This window comes from Pandoraea horticolens (genome assembly GCF_902459555.1).
GTDB classification, from domain to species: Bacteria; Pseudomonadota; Gammaproteobacteria; order Burkholderiales; family Burkholderiaceae; genus Pandoraea; species Pandoraea horticolens.
On the sequence record NZ_CABPSM010000025.1, the window covers coordinates 49,929 to 66,923 of the forward strand.

Consider the following 16,995-nt stretch of genomic DNA (forward strand, 5'->3'; position numbering starts at 1 on the left):
TTACGCCGCCAGTGCGCGAATCATCCCCGCAGCCACGGTGTGGTGCGTGGCCTCGTCGATCAGCACGAACGCGCCCGTGGCGGGGTTCTCGTCGTACGTATCGGCAGCCACCGGCTTTTGCAGACTCAACTGCACGCGACCGATGTCGTTCATGGCAAGCGTGGTCTTATCCGTACCGTGCAAGAGCGTGCTCACGTCGAGTACCGTGTCCACGCTGCCGATCTTCACGTACACCGTGCTGGTCGCTTGCTTGAGCAGGTACTTGCGCTGCGGCGTGAGCGCGTCTTCGTCGAACCAGCAGACGTCGGCGGACAGTTTGCGCGACGGTGCGAGCGCCGATTCGGCGGCCACGAAGGTATCGCCGCGCGACACATCGACATCCTCGGTCAGACGGATCGTCACGCACTGCCCGGCGAAGGCTTCCTCGAGCAGGCCGCGCGGCCCGACGATCTCGGCGACGCTCGCCGAGCGGCCGGCCGGCAGCACGCGCAGCGCCTGACCGACACGCACCGAACCCGACTCCACGCGTCCCATGTAGCCACGGAAGTCATCGGCGTGCGAACCATCCTGACGCGCCACCAGTTGCACCGGGAAGCGCAGTTCGCCGCCCGATTGGGCGACCGGCAGCGCTTCGAGCAGGTCGAGCAGCGGCTCGTCCTGATACCAGGGCATGCGCTCGCTCGCGTACACAATGTTGTCGCCCTTGAGCGCGGAAACCGGCACGAAGCGTACGCCTTCGAGCCCCAGAAGTTGCGCCAGTTCGAGATAGGCGGCGCGAATCGAGTCGAACGTCGTCTCGCTGTAGTCGACCAGATCCATCTTGTTGATGGCCACGATCACGTGTTGCAAGCCGAGCAGCTTGACGATGGCGCTGTGACGCTTGGTCTGGGCGAGCAACTCGGTGCGGCCGCCGACTTCGGTCACGCGCGTGGCATCGACCAGCACGATAGCGGCGTGCGCCGTCGAGGCCCCCGTAACCATATTGCGGGTGTACTGCTCGTGACCCGGCGTGTCCGCGATGATGAACTTGCGGCGTGCAGTCGTGAAGTAGCGATAGGCGACGTCGATGGTAATGCCCTGCTCCCGCTCGGCTTCGAGGCCGTCGGTGAGCAGCGAGAAGTCGATGTCTTCGCCGGCGGTGCGCTTGTGCTTGGCGCGAGCGAGCGCGCTGAGTTGATCGGTCAGCACCGATTTGCTGTCGTACAGCAGGCGGCCGATCAACGTGCTCTTGCCGTCGTCGACGCTGCCTGCCGTAATGAAACGCAGCACGCCGAGGTCTTCCTGATGCGGGGTGAGGCTCATGATCTCTTCAACTCGATTGCGTGGCCCTGAGTGCGGCGAATCTGCGCACCCGGCGGGCCGGTGTCTCTGAACGTAGGGAGAAAGGCGGTCGTTGGGCGCCTCAGAAATACCCTTGCTTCTTGCGCTGTTCCATCGCTGCCTCGGACGTCTGATCGTCCATGCGCGTGGCGCCACGCTCCGTAATGTCGGTCACGGCCGTCTCGGCGATGATCTCCACCGGGCTCCCGGCAACGCTGGCCACCGGGCAGGTGCAACTGATGTCGCCAACGGTACGGAAACGCACCGACGCCGTCTCGCTCGACTCGCCGTCCTGCTTGGGTGTGAGCGGCGTAACCGGCACGAGCAACCCGTTGCGGCGCACGATTTCGCGCTCGTGGGCGTAGTAGATCGACGGCAGGTCGAGGTTCTCGCGAGCGATGTATTGCCACACGTCCAGCTCGGTCCAGTTCGAAATCGGGAACACACGCAGGTGCTCGTCGCCATGCAGCCGTGCGTTGAACAGGTGCCACAGTTCGGGGCGCTGGGCCTTCGGGTCCCACTGACCGAATTCGTCACGGAACGAGAAGATGCGCTCTTTTGCACGGGCCTTCTCTTCGTCGCGGCGAGCGCCGCCGATCATGGCGTCGAAGCCGTGTTCGGCAATCGTTTCGAGCAGCGTCACGGCCTGGGCCGCGTTGCGCGAATCGGTCTCGCGACGCAGACGAACCGTGCCGCGGCGGATCGAGTCTTCCACGTGCCCCACGATCAGTTCGGCCCCCAGGGCCTTGGCGTGACGGTCGCGGAATTCAATCACTTCCGGATAGTTGTGGCCGGTGTCGATGTGTACCAGGGGGAACGGCAGCACCGTCTTGCGGTTCGGGCCGAGGCCGAAGGCCTTGAGCGCCAGGTGCAGCACCACGACCGAGTCCTTCCCGCCCGAGAACAGCAGCGCGGGCTTGCGGCACTCCGCCACGACCTCGCGCAGGATGTACATCGATTCGGCTTCGAGCCAGTCCAGATGATCCATTCGCGAGCCATTGGCCTGCGCGACTTCGTGCATCGCACCCATAGTGTTCCCTTCCTTGACGATTCCGAGATTTCCGAGATTCGAATTGCCACGACGTGCCGCCACTCAGGGGCGTCGCATCGTCATATGTCTTTGCCTGATCGCATGATCCAACTGACGCGCAAGCGTTTTGCCCGCGGCGCTCAGTTCGACTGCACCGAGACGGGGATCTTGTTCAGGTTGCCGGCGTGCAGGCCACATTCCTTGCTGTCGCGCGACTCCCACCACCAGCGCCCTGCCCGGCTGTCTTCGCCCGGGCGGATGGCGCGGGTACACGGCTCGCAGCCGATGCTCGGGTAGCCGCGCGCGTGCAGCGGATTGACCGGGACGTCGCGCGCTGTCAGATACGCCCATACTTGCGCTTCCGTCCAGTCGAAGAGCGGGTTGTACTTGGCGATGCCGCGGGCGTCGTCTTGTTCGGCGAATGCCAGTTCTTCGCGTGTGACCGACTGCTCACGGCGCTGGCCGGTGAGCCAGGCGCCGGCGTCGGCGAGCGCGCGGCCGAGCGGTTCGACCTTGCGAATCTGGCAGCACGCCTTGCGAAGGTCCACGCTCTCGTAGAAGGCGTTCGCGCCATGTTTGGTCACGTATTGCTCAACGGCGTCCGCTTGCGGTGCATACTGCACAACGTCGTAGCCGTAGCGCGATTTGATCCGGTCGATCATGCCCAGGGTCTCCGCATGCAAGCGGCCGGTGTTGAGCGTGAAGACCGTGATCGGCAGTTGCTGGCGCAGAATCACGTGCGTGATGAGCATGTCTTCGGCGGCCAGGCTGCTGGCAAACTTCACGTTGCGATGCGAACCCGCAATGCGTGCCAAGCGCTCTGCCAGCACCGCTTCCATTTCGTCGAGCAGCGCCATGTCCTGACGCTCGGCATCGGTCGCATTCGACGGCACGGCGGCCGGGGTGGGTTCCCAGCGGGATTCGTTTCGCATTTCGCGAACTCCTTATTGTCTGTGGGAGTGTTAGCCGACCAGTTTCACTGCCGCGAGCGTGAGCGTTGCCGCCAGGGCCCCGCGCACAATGCGCTCGGGCAAGTGACGGGTGAGCTTCGCGCCCAGCCAGATCCCGGGCAGCGAGCCGATCAACAGACTGCCGAGCAGTGCCCAGTGCACCGTATCGAGCCAGATATGGCCCAGTGCGGCAATGGCTGTCAGCGGCACCGCGTAGGCAATATCGGTACCGGCGACTTCGGCCGGTTCCAATTGCGGGTACAACATCAGGATCAGCGTCGCGCCAACGGCACCGGCGCCAATCGAGGAAATCGTCACGAGCCCGCCGATCAGCGCGCCTACCACCACGGTGGCAACTGCTTGCGGGCGGCCCGTCAACTGCCGGTTCGGGTGCGCACGCAGCGCGGACAGCAGCTTCGCGCGAAACAGCAGCGAGAGCACCGTGAGCAGGACCGAAGCGGCAATCGTCAGCTTGATGACGTGCAGCGCCGCATCGTCGATGCCCCCCAGCCGTTTCAGGAAGAGGATGGTCACCAGCGCCGCCGGCAGCGCGCCGAGCGTGAGCCGGCGCACGATGTGCCACTTCACATGCCCGTGCGAACGGTGCGCAACCGTGCCGAAGCTCTTTGTAATCGCCGCAAACGCCAAATCCGTCCCCACGGCGACCGGTGCAGCGTAGCCAAGCAAGAGCGTGAGCAATGGCGTCATGAGCGAGCCCCCGCCTACACCGGTCAGGCCGACCAGCAGGCCGACGCCAAATCCGGAAAGGGGTTCGAGCCACAGCGACATGTACGACGCTCCTGATGGGTGCTAAATGCCTGACGGGAATAACGTTATCGAAACAGTGGCACCCACTGTAATGAAAACGCTATATACTTCAAACGAATTAAAAATTGTTTGTATATTTTCTAAAGTTATACAAATGAACTTGCACCAGTTCCGTTTTGTACGCGAGGCCGTTCGTCAGAATTTCAACCTGACGGAGGCCGCCAAGGCACTATTTACCTCCCAACCGGGGGTCTCCAAGGCCATCATCGAGCTGGAAGAAGAGCTTGGTGTCGACATCTTTGCCCGGCATGGCAAGCGCATCCGTAATCTGACGGAGCCCGGGCGCATCATCTTCGAGTCCGTCGAACGAATCCTTCTAGAGGTGGAAAGCCTCAAGCGGATCGGCAAAGATTACGCTGCGCAGGATCAGGGCAGCCTGACGATTGCCACGACGCACACGCAGGCCCGATATTCGCTGCCGCATGCAGTGGCCGAATTCAAGAAGCGTTTCCCGAAGGTGCGGCTCTCGATCCTGCAGGGCAGCCCGACGCAGATTGCTGAAATGGTGTTGCACGATCAGGCCGATCTGGCCATCGCGACCGAGGCGATCGCCGGCTATAAGGATCTGGTGTCGCTGCCTTGTTATCAGTGGCAGCACGTGGCCGTGGTGCCGCCGGATCATCCGCTATTGCAATTGCCGTCCGTCGGCATCGAGGATCTGGCGAAGTACCCGCTGATTACCTATGACCCCCAGTTCGCCGGACGCGCCAAGATCGATCAGGCGTTCGCGCTGCGTCACGTACAGCCGGACATCGTGCTCGAGGCTATCGACGCGGACGTCATCAAAACATATGTGGAGCTAGGGCTGGGCGTGGGGATTCTGGCGGGGGTGGCATTCGACCCGGAGCGCGACCGCAGTCTCCGGGCCATCCATGTCGGGCATCTGTTCGGCACGAACGTGACTCGCGTCGCGCTGAAACAGGGTGCCTATCTGCGTGGATATGTCTTCACGATGGTTGAACTACTGTCGCCGATTCTGACCCGCAAGCTGGTCGAGCAGGCACTGCGCGGCGAACACGAGAGTTACGAGCTTTGAAGTCTTGACGCGCCGCAAAGCGGCCGCCCATGCTGGCGGGCCCTTTCGGCGCAGTGAACGCCATCGAATTCCGCCGCGAAATTGACGCGCGCATCTTCTCTGAGCCCTCTGAGATAGTGAGTCACCGGCGCCCCTGCTCGTTTTGCGGGGCGTTTGCCCGGGTCTCCCCGCATCACCTCGTTGAATGCCTGCTGGATCTTCTCGACCTTGACCCGCTTTTGCGGATGGTGAAGGTGGGTCGCTCTGAGGTCGTGCAGCGTCGAGCAAATGTAGGCGTATCGAAACTGCGTTTCCGGCGTGTTATCGGACGCGGAGAACGAGCGCATGTTGAGATTCTTGATCGCCTTGAACAGGTGCCGGAACGAACCCATCGTGACGCGACCTTGATGGTTTCGTGCACTCGGGCTGCAACGTGCCGCCACGGTTTCACTCAGGCTCACGAGTTGGGACGAGACAGGGACTCGGGAAAAGAACGTCATACTTGAAAAACTCCATCGAATTTCCAGGGGGATGCGCCGCCGCGAAACACCGTCTCGGGCGATGCCCGCCGACGACGTGTGCTCCACGGCGGCACGCAGGCAAAGACCGGGCCCGTGCCAGCGCGTTCCCGGCCTGACGCGGCCGCGCCCGAATCGGGAAATCCCCTGCGTGCGCGCCCCACACGGTGCTGTCGGACGCGGTGAGCCGGAGACTATTTTTCTTCGCTAGCCGAACTGAAGCTGTGCGGTATGCTTACGCGATTCGCTCAAAAGGAGACCTCATGCGCTCACCTCTTCGTGCCATCCATCTGTCGGGCGTGCTGCTTGCCATGACCCTGACCGGCGTTGCGTCGGCGGCCCGCGCCGACATCACCGTCGGCATCGATCTTTCGTCGACCGGCCCGGCGGCCGCCATCGGCATTGCCAGCAAGAACGCCATGCAGCTTTGGCCCGACCAGATTGGCGGGCAGAAGGCGCACTACCTCTTTCTCGACGACGGCTCCGACCCTGGCACGGCCGTGAAGAACGCGCGCAAGCTCATTAGCGAAAACAAGGTCGACGTGATCGTGGGCCCGAATATCACGCCGAGTGCGCTGGCCATGCTCGATCCGATTTCGGAGGCGCAGACGCCGATGATCACGTTGATCGGTTCAGCCGTGGCCGTGGAGCCGCAGGACGCCAAGCGCCGCTGGGCGTTCAAGATGGCGGCGAACGATTCCGCCATGGCCGACGTGATGACGCGCTACATGGCGAACCACGGTATCAAGACGGTGGGCTTTATTGGCTTCGCCGACGCGTATGGCGAGAGCTGGTGGAAGGAATTCTCGAAGTTTGCCGAACTGCGCAAGCTGAAGATCGTGGCCCAGGAGCGCTTCAACCGGACGGACACGAGCGTCACGGGCCAGGTCCTGAAGCTGATGTCGAGCAAGCCGGACGCCATTCTGGTTGCCGGATCAGGCACCCCGGCCGCACTGCCACAGCGCACGCTGCAGGAGCGCGGCTACACCGGGAAGATCTACCAGACACACGGCATCGCGACCTACGACTTCGTGCGCGTGGGCGGCAAGGATGTGGAAGGCACGCTGTTCCCGACGCAGCCGGGGGTTGTCGCCAAGACGTTGCCGGCTGGGCATCCGGCGCGCGCGGCGGCGTTGGCCTTCACGAAGAAGTATGAGACGAAGTACGGCACCGACACTGTCACGCAGTTCGCCGCCGACGCCTATGGCGTGTGGGATCTGCTCAACGATGCCGTGCCGCGCGCCGTAAAAGTGGCGGCCCCCGGCACACCGGCATTCCGCGCGGCGCTTCGAGACGCCCTTGAGTCCACGCACAATCTTGCGATTCCGAACGGCATCATGAATCTGAGCCCGCAGGATCACGTGGGGCTGGATCAGCGCGCCGGCGTGATGGGTCAGATCAAGAACGGCAAGTTCGTCTATGTCTCGGACTGATCGCGGCATGGCGACATACACCGTAGCGTTTATCGGGCTAGGCGCGATGGGTGGCCAGATGGTTCGTCACCTGATGGCTGCGGGACATCGGTTGCACTTGTACGCACGCCGGCCCGAGGCCGCTGCGCCTTTCGTCGAGCAAGGGGCGAAGGTGTTCGCCACGCCCGCGCAGGCGGCAGCGCAGGCCGACTTTGTCGTCACCAACGTGACGACCACGCAAGACGTGGAAGAGGTATTGCTCGGCGCGCAGGGCGTGGTGCATCAGGCGCGTGCGGGCACGATCTGCATTGATCACAGCACGATTTCGGCGGAGGCGACGCGGCGCATGGCGGCGCGTCTGGCGCGCCACGACATTCAGTTCGTGGATGCGCCCGTGTCTGGCGGGCCGACTCGCGCGGCAGACGCAACACTGTCGATCATGGTCGGGGCGTCGGGCGACGTCTTCGATAAGGTCAAGCCGTTGCTGTCGGTTCTGGGCACGACGATCACGCATGTGGGTGATGTTGGGGCGGGTCAGGTGGCAAAGGCTTGCAACCAGATCGTTCAGGTGATCAATATCCAGGGCATTGCGGAAGCGATGCTGTTCGCGGCGCGTAATGGTGTGGATCAGGACAAGGTCATCGAGGCGATTTCGGACGGGCTGGCGGGCAGTCGAATGCTCGACATGATGGGCCCCAAGATGGCGCATCGGGATTTTGTGGCGGGGATCGAAGCTCGTCTGCACGACAAGGATTTCTCGATGATTCTGGATGCGGTGGCTGACGCGGGGCTATCACTGCCCGCGCTGACACTGGTGAAGGGGCAGTTGTCCGTGTTGATGGAGAACGGCTGGGGCCGTGACGACACCTCGTCGCTGCTGCGCGTTTTGGAGGGGCAGCAGCAAGTTCACTAAATCCCGGCGAGGCGGGCTTGTGGCCGGGAGAAATTTCGGTCATAATCTCGCCTTCGTCCGGTGAGCCCTCGGGTTCCTCGTACGAATCACGCTGCGACACCATTCGGTGAACGCACACCCGCCCAGGTGGTGAAATTGGTAGACGCAGGGGACTCAAAATCCCCCGCCGCAAGGCGTGCCGGTTCGATTCCGGCCCTGGGCACCACAAGATCTATATCCCGCAAGGCTTTCCCGGTTGTTTGGCGTAATTTTGGCGTAGTCACGCGAAAACGCTCAATGCCCCCCCTATCGCGGTCGCTGGGTTGGCAATGTTTCTGACCGACATAACCTCGAGCCCAGATCCACAAGAATTTGCACGGCAGTGTTCCGCCAAGCACACCAAAGCCGCCTTGCACGACCTTCCAACCGCATGTGTATTAATCTCGTGCGGGGGTCTACTCTGATTCAGGCCGCTCGCCAATCAATCGTCGTCAAGCGCGAAGTACCCGAGAAATGAGCCCGCGACCGTCGTTGCGAATGGACGGGAACAAGGTAGTCGAATAAATTCACGAACGCCGATCTTCGCTTTATGAATTGAGCGCAGCTAAGATGGCGAGACATCTCATACAGTTGACGCAAAATCACAATACAAATCGTTTTGGGGGAAAAGTTTTGGCAAAGCCGATTCCGGAACCAGATCGTACACCGTGGTATTTGACAAAAACCGCCATCGAATCATTAGGCAGCGGCGCACCAGCTATCGCAGCCATAATAACTGCCGTTCGGCTGGTCCAGGAACCCGCCGCCAGGGTATTCGGGTATGTCTCCGCAGTCGCCGCGCTGTGGCTTATCGTTGCAGCTATACTTAAGATTCTTGCGGCAAACTCGCAGGACAAAAAGGAAAAAGAGGCTACGGAGCGGACTCACGAAGGATTAAGGGCCGCTCTCTTCGCCCTTCATTCAATTGTCGCTCATGAAGCAGGACTTCAACCTGACGCAGCAAAATCAAAGTTGCGCGTAACCTTTCATCGTGTGGTCCCGCCTCTCGATACAGCAACGGAAATTCAACAACTGGTGGACTACGTTGGGGGCCCCAGGGAGGGAGGTCGAGGAAGGAAGTTCTCAATCCGTTCAGGCATTGCCGGAAAAGCGGCGCGAACACTCTCCCCCTACACTCAGTCTCGGCAGAGCGAAGATATCGCCTCATTCGAAGCGGAGCTTCGTGAGCACTGGGGATACACCGAGGCGGACAGCAGAAACATCTCGAGAGAGAGTTTCGCTTGGATGGCTGTCCCAATTTGTGACGCTTCAGGCCAACATGCGCTTGGCGTAGTATATTTGGACTCAACAGAGAAAGATGCGTTCGCTTTGCCTGAGGTTCGCAATGCCATCTTCGTGGCCTGTGGCGGGATTGCAGCGTATGTAGGAGAGAGGTACAAATGAGTGAAAAGCTGATAGAGAAGAGTGAGCTCGAGTCTGACCAGGGAGCGACTCTGAAAATTGAGAGGATTATTCTTTCATCGTACGCATCAAGCTTACTGCGAGCTCAGCCGGCGGCCAAAAGCGCCAGCAGATGCAGTACCACCAACGATTTGCACGATCAACGAGTTCAGGTTGGAACGGGTAGAGCAATCGAGTCCACCGCCCAATAGCTTTTGCAGTGTCGAATCGACCGAAGTAAAGATCATCGCGCGCCAAATTCTGACACAGGAACCGCACCAGTACCCGCACGTTGCGTGCTATATGAGGCGCAACAGAATCGGTCGGGAACACCCGGATTATTGAGATCTTCGCCGCGCCATCAAAGCCAAGACCGTTTCGCGCTTGGCTTTGATGGCTTTTTGCTGGCAACATCTTCTACGCCGCATTGACCTGCATCTGCTCGACCGAAGCGCACTAAGGAGCTTTGCATTCCAAATCATTGCCGCTTCGCCCCCCCCCCGCTTGCAACAGATTGCCGCCGAGACAGCGCCACACGTTGCGAAATTGATGCTGGGTCACCGCCCCAGCCCCAACACACCGCCGACGCGCCATTAAAGGGCAACGGCGAAGAATCGTCAGAATATTTTCTGACCGCCCCCCAAAAATCAATACATGATCCATACAAATATAGCCGACCATCTAATGAATAGATGTGTACAGTCTTGCGCCATTTTCAATGTCATTTGGTAGAATTCGGGAACAATTTTCCAGCATTGGTTCATTCCAGAGGAATCGGCCTGATGCACGCTAATCCCAGAAATACCGACAAGACACTTGATAAGGGGAAAGGGTAGATGACCGCAGTCTCTAAGTTTATAAAATTGCGATCACTGGAATTTAGTAATCCGCCATTCCGTAAGCTTGGCAATCTCAAGATTGACTTCGCAGATCGACTAACGCTGATTGCGGGACACAACGGCATCGGTAAATCCACGATCCTGGGGTTGGTTGCCAATACGTTTGGCACATCGACTCAAACAGGTAAAAAGAGCTACTTCGGCGACCCCTTTTCCGCAAACATTGAGCGCATTGTGTATTTGGCGCTCGAAGAGGTTGCAAAAGTACAAGAGCATCCTGCGGCCGCTCCGATCGTGACTGCTAAGGTCGGTGACATTCAAATTCGCAAAAGATGCTCGATGACTCAGCGAAGCGAATGGATGCGCGCCCGCGTTGTCCCCCGTACCATTGATAAGGCTGAGGACGACCCAATTGGCCAGGATGCCAAAATTCCGCTACCAACGATTTACCTGGGCATGAAGCGGCTCGCATCGATCGGCGAAGCCGACGAACGCGAGGTGAATAGCACTCAAATGCCTATGGATGCAGAAGACAAGCAGCTAATGGCAGACTTCGTTGGCTCGATCATCCTCGGAAGCAAAGTGACGACCGACGTCACACACTTGAGCATCAAGGGCTCCAAGAAGAAGACCGCACAGCCTGGATACGAAAAGCACGACGCCTTGGCGGTCTCAATGGGACAGGACAGTTTGGCCAGCATTGCCACTGCACTGGCATCCTTTAATCGCCTTAAGCGAGAACTTGCGGACCAGTATGTCGGCGGCCTGTTGATTATCGACGAATTGGACGTGGGTTTTCATCCTCACGCCATAGACCGTTTGGCTCAGGCACTTAAGAATTACGCCAGACGTCTAGATCTACAAATCGTTGCAACCACTCACTCTCCAAGGCTGATAGAGGCAATACATCCAGATGGAAATAAGAGCAATCAAACACCCGATGCCGTGTACTACCTACTGGATACAAAACGTCCAAGAATAGCCGAAGATCAGTCGCTTGCAGCTATCCTGGACGACATGGCATTGCGTGATAGCGGCGCCACTGACACGAAGTCACACAAACCAACCTTGTGCGTTTATTTCGAAGACTTAGAGGGAAAGCAGTTTTGTGACGCTCTAGTTCCTCGGGGAAAAAAAGCCGCACTTGGCCGAAAATATGGGATCGCCATCAAACTAATTCCGTTAGGGGTGGGAGGATCCAATCTGATTAAGCTTCCTGAACACGACCCTATCTTTAAGGATCGTGTGCTGATCGTCGATGCGGATACAACGATTCCCAGAAAAGCAGCAGTGCGCGGCAACACTATCAAGCTACCATGCCCCAGAGGGGCCAGTGGCACAGACCGCTCCCCCGAGAACATCATTAAAAAGTTTCTCAGAGACGTCGCGAGTTCAGAGGACGATGTACTGCAAGACGTGCTGTTACAGTTTGACGTCAATAACCCGAGCAGCGATAAGGTATTGAACACCTTCCTCCCGGACGGCGCGGGAAATAGCAGTCAGCGCGACGCAAGTAAGAACTGGTGGCTTACACATTGGGACGAACTGGACCGGTGGGGAGTGATTCGCGTTTGGGCAACCCAACATCAGGTCGAAGTGGACTCTTTCCTGACAGCCTTCGAGACCGCCGTTGCTGGCACGGCTAAACGCCTAGGGCTTCGATAGAACTAAGCGGGACCAGAGCACTATACAATTGCGCCCTAGCTAGGCGCGCTGGGCGTTACGCATTTTGTTGGTGAGATTCGCGGTACAACCCGGGGGGGGGCGCAAGGATGGCAAGAGAGAAAACAAACAAGATTAGCCGCGCCAGTGCGGAAGAATATATTGTCGTTTCGTCGAGTCTCGTCCACCTTGATAGTGGAAATCCAAGACACATTCCGCTGGAGCGCGAAGAGGAGATCATTCGGGCACTTTGTGACCCACAACTGGTGTCGCTAGCAACCGACATCGCGAAAATGGGGGCTCTAAGTCCGCTTGAAATCATGGGGGTGATCGAGCATACGGGATTACCAGGGCACTACGTTGCAGTTGAAGGCAACCGAAGAACTTGCGCACTTTTGCTGCTCGCCGATCCGAGTCGCGCCCCGACCCCCGAGTACGCCGAGGCTTTTAAGCGCATAGCTCAAAACGCGAATATTCCCCGAGAACTCAGGGTCTTCGTATTTCCCGACCGCGTTAGCGCAGAACCTTGGATTGATCGACGGCACCTTGGACAACAAAGCGGCGTCGGCACACGCGAGTGGGACACTCCTGCCAAGGCCCGCGCAGCCGCAAGATCATCTGCAAATACAACTGCGAAGGCTGACGTGTTGGCCCTTAGAGTCCTTGATCGCCTCGCAAAGACGGGCCACATCAGCGCTGAGCAACGACAAAAGGTCAGTCTGACAACATTATCACGCTATTTGAACAACGCCAGTCGTCGCGCAATCCTGGGCCTGAAGGGGCTCGATGAGTCTAATCAACTCATCTATACACACGATCCATCTGAAGTTGATGCGGTCTTAACCAGCTTGGTACTGGATAGTCTGCCGAATGACGATCGCCAACAGCCTCGCGTCCACTCCCGTTCTAATGCAGAAGACCGGGACGCGTATGTGCAGGGGCTCGCCGCTACAGGCATGATTCCCTCGACGCGCCTCCCCATGCCCGTAACAGCACTCGTCGGAGATGCGGTAAAACATCCTGTCGGCGCATCACGCCCACGTAGCTCGACAAACACCGCAGACAGAAATAAGTTGATGCTTTCCAGCTTTACCGTGCAGACCAACGATAAGACTTTGCTGCGACTCCGGAACGAGATGCTAACCCAGCCAATTGAGCATCATGAATTCGCTGCAAATTACTTGCTTCGAGCATTTGTCGAGCGGATTCAGATACTTTACCTACGCCGGAAAGACCCGAATCGACAGTTCAAGAATGAGCAGGATCTAGCAAAAAAGTGCGCGGACGACGCGACTGCGGCAAACGCCCCGCGCAAAGTGCGTCAGGTTCTGGATCAAGCATCCTCCGGATCCGCAGTTGCGCACAATCTGCACACATTGGGTACTGCCGTACATCTTGGAACGATTCCCGTTCGACGGCAGTTGGTTGCAGTGTTTGACACTTGGGAAGCAGCATTGAAATATATGCTCTCGGAATCCCGATAGCTTCTCGTTGGCGGAAAGGCAACACAGCCACCCGATACGGCACTCTGCTATGGTTTCACTCTATGCCAATAACTGACTCCCCTCTGCGATACCCCGGCGGCAAGACACAGCTCGCCCCATTTGTTCTCGAGTTGGCCCGTACAAACGGTGTGATGCGCGGCGTCTATGCTGAGCCCTTTGCTGGAGGTGCCGGCATTGCGTGGCGCCTTCTACTCAATGGGGACATGACAGAGGTCTGGCTGAACGACATTGATCCCGCCATATCGGCGTTTTGGCAAGCCGTTGTCCACGACCCCGACCCCCTGTGCGAAAAGATACTGAACACACCGATCTCCATCACCGAGTGGGCTCGACAACGCGCTATTCTTTTTGATAAGGGGGCCAGCACTCAAGCGCGGGCTTTCGCCACCCTTTTTTTGAACCGCACCAATAGATCGGGAATCCTGAAAGGCGGGGTAATCGGAGGCAAAGGTCAGACTGGCCAATACAAGCTCGACTGCCGGTTTAACAGGGACGAACTCATTCGAAAAATTCTGAGAATACACGCCTATCGAGAGGTGATTCATCTTAGTCAGCTTGATGCCGAGCAGTGCCTGAGGGAATGGAGCAAACGACTCCCCAAGCGCGCGCTTCTCAATATTGATCCTCCGTACTTCGCTCAAGGACGGGATTTGTATATGAGCTTTTACGAGGCAGCCGATCACGCCCGACTTGCGAAACTTGTGAGAGGGCTCAAATGCCCTTGGATGCTTACTTATGACGACGCTCCTGAAATTGAGCGCTTGTATGACGGATTGCCGACATACCGCAAAGGCCTTAGGTACTACGCTCAAGTAAAGCGAAAGGCATCCGAACTGCTAATCCTCTCGAAGGGAATGGTGGCACCAAACGAATTGCTGTCCAGCGCGACGGGGCCAGTCAACAACTAAAACAACACCATCAATTCGCTAACCGATTGCCTTCATCTGTGGAGGCAATTGCCATAAAGTGCCAGTTTTGTCAGTCGCTCCAGTCACAAGTCCGCTTTACGTTGCCAAAGTGGGTATTCATCAGCGACTGCGTACTTACGCTGGGGCGCACATCGAAGACGCCCCTCGCCCTCACGCGACCATGCGTCCCCCAACTGGGTAACAGGTCGCTCAAACTCACAAACAGGAACCTTCCGCAGAGCAACTTGAGGGTGGGATAAGCTGCCCCCAAGGGGATCGTCCCATGCCCTCCCCAATCTGTCATTTGAAGCTATGTCAATGATGTCAGAAACTAGTATATAATTTATGACAAATTGAGGCACCCAAAATGACTACGCTACCCGAATCCATTCGTCTTCATGCGCGTTCGCTCGCCGAGGGCTGTTTTCTGTCGCCTAAGGAATTCCTCCATTTGGGAAGCCGAGCGGCCATCGATCAGGCGTTTTCGCGTCTGGCGAAGTCTGGTGACCTTCTACGAGTGGCTCGCGGAATGTACGTCGCGCCAGTGTCGAGCCGATTTGGCACACGTTCACCGTCGCCCGAGAAGGTCGTGCGGGCGTTTGCGGAGAAATCCGGCGAAATTGTTGTATCTCATGGCGCAAATTCGGCAAATGCCCTTGGATTGACGCAACAAGTCCCGACTCGCGAGATATTTCTATCGTCTGGACGGAGTCGGAAACTAAACCTCGGACGTTCGGTGGTGACGATCAAGCATGCGCCGCAATGGATGCTCGCATTGGGTAGCGGGCCAGCAGGCGAAGCAGTGCGCGCGCTAGCATGGATGGGACAGGCGCATGTCAACAAGTCGTTAGGCGCCCTTCATCGGCGCTTGTCCGAAGCCGACTGGGACACTTTGACGTCCTCGCGTGCCGCTCTTCCATCTTGGATGGCGAAGGCTATCGGGCAGGAGTCATTACGTGGCTGAGTACTTCTTCGACCTCAACAGGAATGAACAGTACGAAGCCCTGGAATTCGCGCGCGAGCAATCCGGACGGCCCGCCCATCTGCTGGAAAAGGACGTGTGGGTCGTCTGGGTACTGCGCGCACTATTTGACTCTCCGCTAGCGGCCGATTTGACTTTCAAGGGTGGTACGTCTCTATCCAAGGCATACAGACTCATCGATCGATTCTCCGAAGATGTCGATCTGACTTACGACATCCGTCGCTTGATTCCGGACCTAATCCCAGAGGGTAAATTCCTGCCCTCAAGTCGCAGCCAATCCAGCAAATGGACGGCTGCCGTACGACGCGAGCTTCCAGCGTGGGTCAACAATCACGTTCTCCCTGTCATCACTAGCGCCCTTGCTGAGGAAGAACTGGATGCAACTATCGAATTGACCGGGAAAGACTCGGACACTGTTCTGCTGCGTTATTCAGCCCTCTCCAGCGGAACCGGTTACGTATCGCCGGTCGTGAAATTGGAGTTTGGCGGACGCGCGACCGGGGAGCCGCACATGGAAATGCCCGTGCGTTGCGATATCGCCGGGCTTCTAGAGGGCGTTACGTTCCCCGAAGCGAAGCCTGTTGTGATGAGCTTATCCCGCACGTTTTGGGAGAAGGCGACCGCTGCGCATGTTTATTGCGCTCAAGGACGAATTCGTGGCGAGCGCTATGCGCGCCACTGGCATGATTTGGTGTCAATTGCCGATAGCGCCAAATTCGATGCACTTCTCACCGACGTAGACGTCGCATCAGTAGTGGCCGAACACAAGTCCTGCTTCTTCATTGAAAAGGATGGAGACGGGAAGACCATCGACTATAGGCATGCCGTGTCGGGAGGCCTGTGCATCGTACCTACGGACGCTGCGAGGGACGCGCTGGCAAAGGACTACAGCGCAATGATCGAAGATAACGTTCTAGTAGGAGGTGACGTTACATTCGATGAGTTGATGGCCAAATGCGTAGGCATTCAAGACACGTTGAATCGCATCATGGCGAGCAACAAAGCATCTTGAAATCGAGCAGCACAATGCTTAGCGTCGACAGACTGCGGTGAAGCGAGATGTCGCTGGAGTTGCCCCTGTAATACCGGACACAGGGGCCTGTCAGGAATTTCGTGTTTGAGGCATAACATGTCGCCAAGGAGTGACTATGCCTCGCAAACCGAAACCCCCATCGGCAGAACTGCCGACGATTCCCGCCGAGCTGCTTGAGCAGTTTGGCCACGGCCCGATGACGGCCGACGCCATTAATGCCGCATCGCTGGCCTTCAAAAAAGCGTTGATCGAGCGGGCGCTGGGCGGCGAGATGAACCACCATCTCGGCTACCCGTCGGGCACGGCCAAACCGGCCAGCGTGACGAACCAACGCAACGGCCGTGGCGCCAAGACGGTCCTGACAGAGGACGGACCGATCCGCATCGAGGTACCGCGCGACCGCGACGGCAGCTTCGAGCCACTGTTGATTCCCAAACACGAACGACGCTTCGCGGGCTTTGATGACAAGATCATCGCTATGTATGCCCGTGGCATGACCGTACGTGAAATTCAGGGTTTCGTACTGGAACAGTACGGCACCGAAGTCTCGCCCGAGTTCATCAGCTCGGTCACCGATGAGGTGATGAGTGAAGTCACCGCCTGGCAGTCCCGGCCGCTCGAACCGATGTATCCGGTCGTGTTCTTCGACGCGCTGCGCGTG

At 58.4% G+C, this 16,995-nt stretch carries 16 protein-coding genes and 1 tRNA gene; 11 read left to right on the plus strand and 6 right to left on the minus strand.

What is annotated here, in order from left to right; translation table 11 throughout:
• The 4 genes from PHO31112_RS25205 to PHO31112_RS25220 form a co-directional block, all read right to left on the minus strand.
• Positions 1 to 1,302 carry a sulfate adenylyltransferase subunit 1 gene (locus PHO31112_RS25205; protein WP_150624205.1) on the minus strand — a complete coding sequence of 434 codons (1,302 nt, stop codon included), beginning with the start codon at positions 1,300 to 1,302 and terminating at the stop codon, positions 1 to 3.
• 100 nt (positions 1,303 to 1,402) lie between these two features.
• The gene (gene cysD, locus PHO31112_RS25210; RefSeq protein WP_010804375.1) at positions 1,403 to 2,350 is read right to left on the minus strand and encodes a sulfate adenylyltransferase subunit CysD; all 948 of its coding nucleotides are present in this window, start codon (positions 2,348 to 2,350) and stop codon (positions 1,403 to 1,405) included.
• A 140-nt stretch (positions 2,351 to 2,490) separates the two neighbouring features.
• Entirely contained in the window at positions 2,491 to 3,207 is a 717-nt protein-coding gene (locus PHO31112_RS25215) for a phosphoadenylyl-sulfate reductase (RefSeq protein ID WP_150624244.1), read from the minus strand.
• A gap of 105 nt (positions 3,208 to 3,312) precedes the next feature.
• On the minus strand, positions 3,313 to 4,089 hold the full coding sequence (locus tag PHO31112_RS25220) for a sulfite exporter TauE/SafE family protein (protein ID WP_150624207.1): 777 nt from the start codon (positions 4,087 to 4,089) through the stop codon (positions 3,313 to 3,315).
• Positions 4,090 to 4,222: 133 nt separating this feature from the next.
• On the opposite strand from PHO31112_RS25220, the gene PHO31112_RS25225 reads away from it, so the two are divergent.
• Positions 4,223 to 5,164 carry a CysB family HTH-type transcriptional regulator gene (locus PHO31112_RS25225; RefSeq protein ID WP_150624246.1) on the plus strand — a complete coding sequence of 314 codons (942 nt, stop codon included), beginning with the start codon at positions 4,223 to 4,225 and terminating at the stop codon, positions 5,162 to 5,164.
• Here the strand turns inward: PHO31112_RS25225 and PHO31112_RS25230 are convergent.
• Positions 5,152 to 5,643: a hypothetical protein gene (locus PHO31112_RS25230; RefSeq protein WP_150624209.1), complete on the minus strand. Its 492-nt coding sequence runs from the start codon at positions 5,641 to 5,643 to the stop codon at positions 5,152 to 5,154. The two genes, PHO31112_RS25225 and PHO31112_RS25230, sit on opposite strands and share 13 nt — an antisense overlap.
• 329 nt (positions 5,644 to 5,972) lie before the next feature.
• Between PHO31112_RS25230 and PHO31112_RS25235 the strand changes: the two genes are divergently transcribed.
• From PHO31112_RS25235 to PHO31112_RS25250, 4 genes are all read left to right on the plus strand, one after another.
• Entirely contained in the window at positions 5,973 to 7,094 is a 1,122-nt protein-coding gene (locus PHO31112_RS25235; protein ID WP_174995883.1) for an ABC transporter substrate-binding protein, read from the plus strand.
• A gap of 7 nt (positions 7,095 to 7,101) precedes the next feature.
• On the plus strand, positions 7,102 to 7,986 hold the full coding sequence (locus PHO31112_RS25240; protein WP_246178558.1) for an NAD(P)-dependent oxidoreductase: 885 nt from the start codon (positions 7,102 to 7,104) through the stop codon (positions 7,984 to 7,986).
• Between the two features lie 120 nt (positions 7,987 to 8,106).
• Positions 8,107 to 8,191 (plus strand) — tRNA-Leu (locus tag PHO31112_RS25245).
• 446 nt (positions 8,192 to 8,637) lie between these two features.
• Positions 8,638 to 9,408 (plus strand): hypothetical protein, encoded by a 771-nt coding sequence (locus PHO31112_RS25250; RefSeq protein WP_150624215.1) that lies wholly within the window; start codon positions 8,638 to 8,640, stop codon positions 9,406 to 9,408.
• A gap of 66 nt (positions 9,409 to 9,474) precedes the next feature.
• Here PHO31112_RS25250 and PHO31112_RS25255 read toward each other — a convergent pair whose 3' ends face one another.
• Positions 9,475 to 9,819 carry a hypothetical protein gene (locus PHO31112_RS25255; protein WP_150624217.1) on the minus strand — a complete coding sequence of 115 codons (345 nt, stop codon included), beginning with the start codon at positions 9,817 to 9,819 and terminating at the stop codon, positions 9,475 to 9,477.
• A 422-nt stretch (positions 9,820 to 10,241) separates the two neighbouring features.
• On the opposite strand from PHO31112_RS25255, the gene PHO31112_RS25260 reads away from it, so the two are divergent.
• The 6 genes from PHO31112_RS25260 to PHO31112_RS25285 all read left to right on the plus strand — a co-directional run.
• Positions 10,242 to 11,909 carry an AAA family ATPase gene (locus tag PHO31112_RS25260; protein ID WP_150624219.1) on the plus strand — a complete coding sequence of 556 codons (1,668 nt, stop codon included), beginning with the start codon at positions 10,242 to 10,244 and terminating at the stop codon, positions 11,907 to 11,909.
• A 107-nt stretch (positions 11,910 to 12,016) separates the two neighbouring features.
• On the plus strand, positions 12,017 to 13,390 hold the full coding sequence (locus PHO31112_RS25265) for a hypothetical protein (RefSeq protein ID WP_150624222.1): 1,374 nt from the start codon (positions 12,017 to 12,019) through the stop codon (positions 13,388 to 13,390).
• A 62-nt stretch (positions 13,391 to 13,452) separates the two neighbouring features.
• Positions 13,453 to 14,319 carry a DNA adenine methylase gene (locus PHO31112_RS25270; RefSeq protein WP_150624224.1) on the plus strand — a complete coding sequence of 289 codons (867 nt, stop codon included), beginning with the start codon at positions 13,453 to 13,455 and terminating at the stop codon, positions 14,317 to 14,319.
• A gap of 367 nt (positions 14,320 to 14,686) precedes the next feature.
• The gene (locus PHO31112_RS27830; protein ID WP_150624226.1) at positions 14,687 to 15,283 is read left to right on the plus strand and encodes a DUF6088 family protein; all 597 of its coding nucleotides are present in this window, start codon (positions 14,687 to 14,689) and stop codon (positions 15,281 to 15,283) included.
• Positions 15,276 to 16,313 (plus strand): nucleotidyl transferase AbiEii/AbiGii toxin family protein, encoded by a 1,038-nt coding sequence (locus PHO31112_RS25280; protein WP_150624228.1) that lies wholly within the window; start codon positions 15,276 to 15,278, stop codon positions 16,311 to 16,313. The genes PHO31112_RS27830 and PHO31112_RS25280 overlap by 8 nt, the downstream gene beginning before the upstream one ends.
• A 136-nt stretch (positions 16,314 to 16,449) precedes the next feature.
• A partial coding sequence (locus PHO31112_RS25285; protein WP_150624230.1) for a transposase occupies positions 16,450 to 16,995 on the plus strand: 546 nt, incomplete at its 3' end.